This window comes from Elstera litoralis (assembly GCF_000963705.1).
Classification (GTDB): Bacteria; Pseudomonadota; Alphaproteobacteria; order Elsterales; family Elsteraceae; genus Elstera; species Elstera litoralis.
In genome coordinates, this window is record NZ_LAJY01000056.1 from 1 (window position 1) to 7,370 (window position 7,370).

10 protein-coding genes are annotated in these 7,370 nt (G+C 60.5%); 4 read left to right on the forward strand and 6 right to left on the reverse strand.

Annotation, left to right across the window (positions count from 1 at the left end):
* Positions 1-95 precede the first annotated feature (95 nt).
* Positions 96-1,151 (forward strand): histidine kinase dimerization/phosphoacceptor domain -containing protein, encoded by a 1,056-nt coding sequence (locus VZ95_RS03060; protein WP_045774573.1) that lies wholly within the window; start codon positions 96-98, stop codon positions 1,149-1,151.
* Positions 1,152-1,153: 2 nt separating this feature from the next.
* On the opposite strand, the gene VZ95_RS03065 is transcribed toward VZ95_RS03060, so the two are convergent.
* The 5 genes from VZ95_RS03065 to VZ95_RS03085 all read right to left on the reverse strand — a co-directional run bounded on the left by VZ95_RS03065 (position 1,154) and on the right by VZ95_RS03085 (position 3,137).
* Complete coding sequence (locus tag VZ95_RS03065; protein ID WP_045774574.1) at positions 1,154-1,354, reverse strand: hypothetical protein; 201 nt, start codon at positions 1,352-1,354, stop codon at positions 1,154-1,156.
* A gap of 35 nt (positions 1,355-1,389) precedes the next feature.
* The gene (locus VZ95_RS03070) at positions 1,390-1,782 is read right to left on the reverse strand and encodes a hypothetical protein (protein WP_045774575.1); all 393 of its coding nucleotides are present in this window, start codon (positions 1,780-1,782) and stop codon (positions 1,390-1,392) included.
* Positions 1,783-2,076 (reverse strand): hypothetical protein, encoded by a 294-nt coding sequence (locus VZ95_RS03075; protein WP_156995006.1) that lies wholly within the window; start codon positions 2,074-2,076, stop codon positions 1,783-1,785.
* Positions 2,077-2,343: 267 nt separating this feature from the next.
* A complete protein-coding gene (locus VZ95_RS03080) occupies positions 2,344-2,910 on the reverse strand; it encodes a sigma-70 family RNA polymerase sigma factor (protein WP_045774577.1) in 567 nt (188 codons plus the stop codon).
* On the reverse strand, positions 2,907-3,137 hold the full coding sequence (locus tag VZ95_RS03085; RefSeq protein WP_045774578.1) for a NepR family anti-sigma factor: 231 nt from the start codon (positions 3,135-3,137) through the stop codon (positions 2,907-2,909). Before VZ95_RS03085 ends, VZ95_RS03080 begins: the two co-directional genes overlap by 4 nt.
* Before the next feature lie 218 nt (positions 3,138-3,355).
* Between VZ95_RS03085 and VZ95_RS03090 the strand changes: the two genes are divergently transcribed.
* The 3 genes from VZ95_RS03090 (at position 3,356) to VZ95_RS03100 (ending at position 5,978) form a co-directional block, all read left to right on the forward strand.
* Positions 3,356-4,156, forward strand: coding sequence for a response regulator (locus VZ95_RS03090; protein ID WP_045774579.1), 801 nt, complete (start codon positions 3,356-3,358; stop codon positions 4,154-4,156).
* Between the two features lie 45 nt (positions 4,157-4,201).
* Positions 4,202-5,674, forward strand: coding sequence for a sensor histidine kinase (locus tag VZ95_RS03095; protein ID WP_045774580.1), 1,473 nt, complete (start codon positions 4,202-4,204; stop codon positions 5,672-5,674).
* A 136-nt stretch (positions 5,675-5,810) separates the two neighbouring features.
* Complete coding sequence (locus VZ95_RS03100; RefSeq protein WP_232302454.1) at positions 5,811-5,978, forward strand: hypothetical protein; 168 nt, start codon at positions 5,811-5,813, stop codon at positions 5,976-5,978.
* An 82-nt stretch (positions 5,979-6,060) separates the two neighbouring features.
* Here VZ95_RS03100 and VZ95_RS03105 read toward each other — a convergent pair.
* A partial coding sequence (locus tag VZ95_RS03105) for an ABC transporter substrate-binding protein (protein ID WP_045774581.1) occupies positions 6,061-7,370 on the reverse strand: 1,310 nt, incomplete at its 5' end.

Below are 7,370 nucleotides of genomic sequence, written 5' to 3' on the forward strand. Positions count from 1 at the left end.
ATCACAAAACCGATGAACTATGAGAACTTCGCCCATGCCATTCGGCAGTTGGGGCTGTTCTTATCGGTCATGCAAGTGCCGGAAGCGGAGTAACCATGCCCTTTTCGAGCAAAACCCTTCTTCCGCTCAAGACGCTCTATCTCGATGATGATGCAGGGCTGGGGGTGCTGGTTAAAAAAGCCATGTCCCGCCGCGGCCATAATGTCGTCCCGGTGACGAACAGCCAAGAGGCGTTCGATTTGCTGGCCCAAGGCGGGTTTGATGTGATGGCCTTGGATCATAGTCTTGTCGGCGAAACCGGGCTGGATGTGCTCGCTCGCCTGGGGCCGCGCACCGAGCGATTGCCGGTTGTCTACGTCACCGGCTCGGCGGACGCGCGGCTGGCGCTGCAAGCCCTGCGCGCCGGGGCCGATGAATATGTGATTAAGGATACGGCGGCCGAATTCTACGACCTGCTGATTGCCGCCATCGAGAATGTCACTGAACGCTGGCGCTTGAAGCGGCAGCGGGCGGACGATGAAAAAGCCGTGCGCGAGGCGCGCGACCGGGCGGAATTGCTGCTTCAGGAAGTCAATCACCGGGTCGCGAATAGTCTTGGATTAGTCGCGGCGATGGTGCGGATGCAGTCGGCAGCCCTGTCGGACCCAGGGGCGATTGCCGCTTTGCAGGAAACCCAAGCCCGCATTACCGCCATCGCCGGAGTGCATCGACGGCTTTATACGTCGGACCGCATCGGCCTCGTCGAGATCGATGATTATCTCGAACATCTCGTCGGCGAGTTGCAAACCTCGCTGGCCGATGACGAGCACCCCTACAGCATTCGCCTGAATGCCGAGCGGCTGACAATCCCCATCGACAAAGCGGTTTCGGTCGGCGTGATCGTCGGCGAGCTTGTTACCAATGCATTCAAATATGCCTACGACCCAGGAGCCCCCGGCGAAATTCGCGTTTCCATGCGTCAAGACCCGGTGGCGATAGTCCATCTCACCGTCGAGGACGACGGCCAGGGGTTCGATCCGCGCTTGCCGAGCCGGGGAACCGGGCTCGGCTCCAAAATCTTAGGCGCAATCGCCGCCAGCCTTAAGGCGGTGGTCGATTATCCCTCAACCGCTTCGGGAACACGGGTTCGGGTAACGTTTTCGCTGGATTAGACTTAGCGGATAAAGGCCTGAAATACCCCATTGCGAAACGCAAGGGTGCATTCCGCCTCCGAACAGCGCTCCTGGAGCGTATCCGGGTTCACCCGAATGGTCTCCTGGACCATTTGTGCGGTCGACGGCCCTTTCATCTCGATGAGAAGACCGTAAAAGAAGACGTTGAGGATGAAGAGACCGAGGAGATGCCAAAGCGTCATGATAGGCCTCTTTCGACGGGAGGAGGGGGCGTCGATCAGCGCCGACGCAGCGCCATAAACACCGCACCCGCCACCGTAACCGCCGCCAGAGTGCCGCTATGGCGCACGGCCAAAGCCAGAAGCGGCGGGGCTAGCGTCGCCAGCGCACTGGCTTCGACCGCCCGTTTTGCCGCCCGCTCGGCCCGCCGGGTCGCAAGCGTCAGCACACTGAAACTCACCGCCGCCAGCAGCCCCCCGATCAGGCCGACCCCGAGGGCGGCGTAAACCGGCGGCACATAGGCCGCAAGACTAAGATACAGTCCGAGGCCGAGAAAGCCGACGGCAGCGGCCGAAAAAAGCCCGAACGCCAACAGGCTGCCGAGCATCATGGCCGCCCGCCGCCGAAGATGGGGCCGTTTCAGCCCCATCGCTCCGGCGAAGGACAGCATTTAGCGGTCAGTCCGGCGGCACAGCAGACCGGCGATCAACCCCGCGCCCGCCGCAATAGCGATGGCGGCCAGCGGGTTCCGTTCGATGGTTTTGCTGAAAGTCGCCAGCCCCTCTTCGCCCAGACTGCGGGCATTCCCCGCCAAGCTGCCGAGCTTTTCGGCGGCAAGCGTACCGGTTTCGGTCGCCGCCGCCAGGGCGTGATCCATTGCCGTTCCCAGCGAGCCGCCCAAGCTTTCAGCGTCTTTCACCAAAGTCGCCCCATACCCGTTTTCCTGTTTTCCTGGATGAGTCATAATCGCATTCCTTTTCTAAGATAGATAAGAGGAAGAGTGCGCGGGTTCCCATAAGCATGGGAATGGGCCTAGGGGTGTGGCCCTGGAAATATAAATTTCGGCAAGAAATGCCCGCAACACTCCCCTAACGGTCCTGACGAAACTATTACCCAGTTGCCTGAGTAATGCCTCTCACGACCGCTCTACTCTAAAACGTTATTCTGCGATGGATGGTTCCCATTTATTTGATGCTCGGCGACAAAAACTATCGCCCGCAATAATGGGGAATTACGCTGGCCCTGCGCCGGGACGGGCGGGCGTCGCCGCAACGGCACCGCCCAAATCGGGGCCGAAATCATTGGGCGATTCAACCGCCATCTGCTGCATCAGCCGTTGACGCGCCCGGTTCACGCGGCTTTTGATGGTCCCCAGGGCCACGCCGCAAATCGTTGCGGCTTCTTCATAGGAAAATCCGGAGGCCCCGACCAGAATAAGCGCCTCGCGCTGATCGGCAGGCAGCTTCGCAAGGGCAACGCGGAAATCGGCAAGGTCTAGGTGGCCGTGTTGGGCCGGGAGCGAGATCAAGCCCGCCGCCGCGATGCCGTCGACATCCTGCACTTCCCGCCAGCGCTTGCGGTGCTGACTGTAAAAATGGTTGCGCATGATCGTATAGAGCCACGCCCGCAGGCTGGTGCCTTCCTGAAAAGAAGCCGCCGCCGCCCAGGCTTTCATCAGCGTATCCTGCACCAAATCGTCGGCGCGGTCGCGGTTGCCGGTTAGCGACAGGGCGAAAGCGCGGATGGACGGGATTTGCGCCAGCAACGCCTCTTTCAACGGCGCAGCGGGGCTACTCATTCAGTCTCTCCCGGCGTCGGCTTGGTGGGGGTATCGCCCGCTGGCACTTCGGCCTTTTCCAACTGATCGAGCAGCGCCTTGAACCGATCCGGGACGGGTTCGGCAGCGATTTCAGCGTAATATTCGCGCAGCTTTCGGCCGATATGGATCTGAAGCTTGGGTTCGACAAACTTCCCATTGGCTTTACGGCCGGGGCGGTCGTCGTCGGCGGAGGAGGAGGACATCATAGGGCGGTGGCTTTCGTTGGTCTCGAATCTATTTTAGGGGCTTTAGGGCCGAAAACGGCGAGGCTCCTGGCAAGACAACAAAACGTCTTCGGCAAAAGTTCCCCGACTGCCGTTTTTTTTACATCGAGCGGGAACCGATACCCTGATTAAGCGTTTCTTAAACTTAAGACTCCATCCCGCGCCGGGCTGCGTGAACCCTAGTCGAGGTTATTTTACCCATGTCCATTTCTGCCCTTGTCGCCCCACAGCTTCCACTTTTGCGCCGCTACGCCCGCGCGCTGACGGGCAGTCAGGGAAGCGGCGATTCATACGTTATGGCCGTGCTGGAAACTTTAATCGCCGATCCTACGGTGTTCGACCGGGCGTGCGACCCCCGCGTTGCCACCTACAAGCTCTTCTCGCGGCTGTGGAATTCGCTGTCGATCAATGCCCAGCCCACGCAGCCTCCGGCGAAAAACCTAGCCGAACAGCGCATCGAAACCCTCACGCCCTTGCCGCGCCAAGCCTTTCTATTGACGGCGGTCGAAGGGTTTTCGAGTGCGCAGGCCGCTGAGATTTTGGGTGTACCGCCCGAAGATTTCGCCAAGCTGCTCGATATTGCCGGTGGGCAGATCGGCGCGCAGGTTTGCTCCCGCGTGCTGATTATCGAAGATGAGCCGATCATTGCGATGGATCTGGAAGCCTTGGTGCGTGGGCTCGGGCACACGGTGGTGGGCAATGCCCGCACCCATACCGAGGCGGTAGCGATGGCAACGGCAGAACGCCCCGGCTTGGTGCTCGCCGATATCCGCCTCGCCGATGGCAGTTCCGGCCTGGAAGCGGTGAACGAGATTTTGGAAACGTTTGAAGTGCCCATCATCTTCATCACCGCCTTCCCCGAATCGCTGCTGACCGGCCAGCGGCCCGAGCCGACGTTTCTGATCGCCAAACCCTTCCGCGAGGATATGGTGAGGGCGATTATCAGCCAGGCCTTGTTTTTCGGCGAACCCGCCAGCGCTTTAGCCCATCGCGTCGCGTAAACAGCCCTTCTGTAAGAACGCCCGCGATGGTGTGGACCCTGCCGCATGCCCCAAGCCTTCGTGGATTTTATCGATGCCTTCCTGCGCTTTGCCAGTGATTTGGGCCTGAGCGCGCCTGCCGCTTTGGCCCTCGTCCAGGGGCTTTCCAACGGAATTTTGGCGCTCGCCTGCTTTGGCGTGGCGTTCGGCATTCTTTGGTATGCAAACCATCGCAAAGGGTTGGCCGTCGCTTATCGCAAAACGGCCTTCTCGCTCTGTATCTTTGCGCTGGCGTGCGGGATGGACCAGCTTTTGGATTTGTTGAGCCTCTGGCTGCCAACCGCCTCGGCCCTGTTTAGTCTTGCGACGATCGGCGTTGGCGCGGTGGCGCTGGGTGCGGCCTTCGCCCTGTGGCCGCGCTTACCCAAACTCGTCACCCTGCCCTCGGCGGTCGATCTGCTGGAAGCCAACCAGCGGCTAACCGCCGACGAGGCCGCGCGGCGCAAACTAGTGGCAACCCTAAGCTCCTTCAATCACGAACTCGAACAGCGGGTGGCCGCCCGAACCCGTGAGTTGGCCGAGGCGAAAAGCCGGTTCGAGGCAGCACTCGCGAGTTCCAATATCAGCATGGCGCAGCAGGATCGGGAGTTGCGCTATACCTGGGTGCACAATCCCCCGGCGGAGCAAGATAGCCTTGAAATGATCGGCGCGCGCCCGGAGGATATTTTCCCGTCCCCGACCGCGCAGGCGATTATCGCCGCCAAGCGCACGGTTCTTGAAACCGGCGTGGCCGCGCGAATGGAAGTCGCCCTGCCGCACGCGGGCAAGATTCTCTGGTTCGATGAACGGGTCGAGCCGCTCTATCAGGACGGCGACATCATCGGCATCACCACGGTTGCTATCGATGTGACCCGCCATAAGCTCTATGAGCAGCATTTGCAGAATCTGCTGCGCGAACTCTCCCATCGCTCGAAAAATCTTTTGGCGATTGTGCAGGGGATTGCCCGCCAGACCGGCACTGTCGGGCAAACGCTGCCCGAATATCTGGCGCGGTTCAGCGCGCGGTTGCAGGCGCTCTCGGGTGCCCATGAGTTGTTGGTCAATCGGTCATGGCGCGGGGTCGATCTGCGCGATCTGGTGATGCTCGAAGTCGGCGGCGATGCCGCCACCCAGGAGGCACGGCTGACGATCACCGGGGAGGTGACGATTGTCGGCCCCGAAGCCGCCCAGAATATCGCCCTCGGCCTGCACGAAATGGCCAGTAACGCCTATCGTTACGGCGCGCTGCAAAGCCCCCAAGGCCGGGTTACGATTGCTTGGCAGCAGATTGTGATCGAGGATCGCCCGCTGGTGGAACTGACCTGGGTGGAGAGCAACGGCCCTTCCGTGGAGCCCCCCGCCCACGGCGGCTTCGGCCGTGCCCTGCTCGAACGGCTCGTCGCGCAGGCGCTGGAAGGCACCTCGGACCTAATTTTCGCCCCGGAAGGCGTGCGCTGGATATTGCGGTTTCCCGTCAACCGCCTCGGCGATTTGGAGTAAAGATCCGGCCTTTTGGTCTACGCTCAAACCAAGACGGAACAAAAACCTGCATCAATCGTTGTATCCATAGACAATCGACCGCCGCTTTATCTCAGCGCTGGCGGGGCTTTTGTCCCACAATCGAAAGGATACTTCTATGAGCAGCACGACCGATAAAATCAAAGGCGTGACCAACGAAGTGATTGGCAAAACCAAGCAGGCCGCAGGGTCGGCGCTTGAGAACGATAAACTGCGCTTGAAGGCATGGTTCAAGAAGCCAAGGGCCATACGCAGAAAGCGATCGGCGAAACCAAAGACGCGGTGAAAAAGATCGTCGACCGCGCTTAGTTAGCCAATAAAAAGGGCGCTTCCCGTCCGGGAAGCGCCCTTCTGTTACAGACCGAAGATTACCCCTTGGTCGGCGGGGTTGCCGGCCAGGATTTAATCAGCGTGTCATAGTCGATGGTTTCACCCTTCGGCTTTTCGTTGGCAAGCTTGCGCTGCGGGGCGAGCGTGCCCGCCGCTTCGGCCTTCTTGTGCCATTCTTCCGCCGAAGTCTTCGGGTTCAGCTTCGGCCCGCACTCGCCCTGAACGCCCGAGCGTTCCAGGCGTTCCATGACCGAATCCTGCGCTGCGGCGAGCGCATCCATCGCGGCTTGCGGAGTTTTTGCGCCCGACGAAGCGTCGCCGATGTTCTGCCACCAGAGTTGGGCCAGCTTCGGATAATCCGGCACGTTGTTCCCGGTCGGCGTCCACTGCACGCGCGCGGGCGAGCGGTAGAATTCGATCAGGCCGCCCAATTTCGGCGCGCGCTCGGTGAAGCTCTTATCCCAGATGTCGGACTGACGGACGAAGGTCAGGCCCACATGGCTCTTCTTCAAGCTGGCGGTCTTCGACACGGTAAACTGAGCGTAGAGCCACGCGGCCTTACGCCGATCCACCGGAGTCGATTTCAGCAGGGTCCAGGAACCCGTGTCCTGATACCCAAGCTTCATCCCGTCTTTCCAATAGGCCCCCTTCGGCGACGGGGCCATGCGCCACTTCGGCGTACCATCGGCGTTCATCACGGCGAGGCCGGGCTTCACCATGTCGGCGGTGAAGGCGGTGTACCAGAACATCTGCTGGGCGATATTGCCCTGCGCCGGCACCGGACCCGCTTCCGAGAAGGTCATGCCTTGCGATTGCGGCGGCGAGTATTTCTTCAGCCATTCCAGATATTTGGTAATGGAATAGACTGCCGCCGGGCCGTTGGTGTCGCCGCCGCGCTCAATAGCCGAGCCGGTCGGACGGCAGCCGTCCATGCGAATGCCCCACTCGTCCACCGGCTTGCCATTCGGCAGGCCCTTATCGCCGTTCCCCGCCATCGACAGCCACGCATCGGTGAAGCGCCAGCCTAGGGACGGATCTTTCTTGCCGTAATCCATATGGCCATAGACTTTAACGCCGTCGATTTCCTTCACGTCGTTGGTGAAGAATTCGGCGATGTCTTCGTAGGCCGACCAATTGACCGGAACGCCCAGATCATAGCCGTATTTCGCCTTGAATTTTTCCTTCAAGTCGGCGCGGTTGAACCAATCATACCGGAACCAATAGAGGTTGGCGAACTGCTGGTCGGGGAGCTGATACAGCTTGCCGTCCGGGCCAGTGGTGAAGGATTTGCCGATGAAATCATCGACATCGAGCGTCGGCGAGGTCACATCCTTACCTTCGCCGGTCA

Coding starts and splice junctions, on each gene's coding strand:
- VZ95_RS03060 (WP_045774573.1), top strand. CDS start 96: ATGCCCTTTTCGAGCAAAACCCTTCTTCCGCTCAAGACGCTCTATCTC.
- VZ95_RS03065 (WP_045774574.1), bottom strand. CDS start 1,354: ATGACGCTTTGGCATCTCCTCGGTCTCTTCATCCTCAACGTCTTCTTT.
- VZ95_RS03070 (WP_045774575.1), bottom strand. CDS start 1,782: ATGCTGTCCTTCGCCGGAGCGATGGGGCTGAAACGGCCCCATCTTCGG.
- VZ95_RS03075 (WP_156995006.1), bottom strand. CDS start 2,076: ATGACTCATCCAGGAAAACAGGAAAACGGGTATGGGGCGACTTTGGTG.
- VZ95_RS03080 (WP_045774577.1), bottom strand. CDS start 2,910: ATGAGTAGCCCCGCTGCGCCGTTGAAAGAGGCGTTGCTGGCGCAAATC.
- VZ95_RS03085 (WP_045774578.1), bottom strand. CDS start 3,137: ATGATGTCCTCCTCCTCCGCCGACGACGACCGCCCCGGCCGTAAAGCC.
- VZ95_RS03090 (WP_045774579.1), top strand. CDS start 3,356: ATGTCCATTTCTGCCCTTGTCGCCCCACAGCTTCCACTTTTGCGCCGC.
- VZ95_RS03095 (WP_045774580.1), top strand. CDS start 4,202: ATGCCCCAAGCCTTCGTGGATTTTATCGATGCCTTCCTGCGCTTTGCC.
- VZ95_RS03100 (WP_232302454.1), top strand. CDS start 5,811: ATGAGCAGCACGACCGATAAAATCAAAGGCGTGACCAACGAAGTGATT.